This is a genomic window from Burkholderia latens, from assembly GCF_902499045.1.
GTDB lineage: Bacteria > Pseudomonadota > Gammaproteobacteria > Burkholderiales > Burkholderiaceae > Burkholderia > Burkholderia latens.
In genome coordinates, this window is the sequence record NZ_CABVPL010000115.1 from 1 (window position 1) to 596 (window position 596).

At 62.9% G+C, this 596-nt stretch carries 1 protein-coding gene; it reads right to left on the minus strand.

What is annotated here, in order from left to right:
* The coding region (locus BSE24067_RS32205) for a serine hydroxymethyltransferase (protein ID WP_174905009.1) at nt 1-596 on the minus strand (596 nt) is incomplete at both ends.

Consider the following 596-nt stretch of genomic DNA (forward strand, 5'->3'; position numbering starts at 1 on the left):
GCCGCGATCAGCCCCGCGTAGTGCGCCATGTCGACCATCAGGTACGCGCCCACCGACTTCGCGATCTTCGCCAGACGCTCGAAATCGATCTTCAGCGCGAACGCCGACGCACCCGCGACGATCAGCTTCGGCTTGTGTTCCTGCGCGAGCTTTTCCGCCGCGTCGTAGTCGATGTCTTCGTTTTCGTTCAGCCCGTAGCTCACGACGTTGAACCACTTGCCCGACATGTTCACCGGCGAGCCGTGCGTCAGGTGACCCCCGTGCGCCAGGCTCATGCCCATGATCGTGTCGCCCGGCTTGAGCATCGCGAAGAACACGCCCTGGTTCGCCTGCGAGCCCGAGTTCGGCTGCACGTTCGCGCTTTCCGCGCCGAACAGCTGCTTCACACGATCGATCGCCAGCTGCTCGACCACGTCGACGTATTCGCAGCCGCCGTAGTAGCGCTTGCCCGGATAACCTTCCGCGTACTTGTTCGTGAGCTGCGAGCCCTGGGCGGCCATCACCGCCGGGCTCGTGTAGTTTTCCGACGCGATCAGCTCGATGTGATCTTCCTGGCGGCGGTTTTCCTGCTCGATCGCTGCAAAAAGTTCGGGATC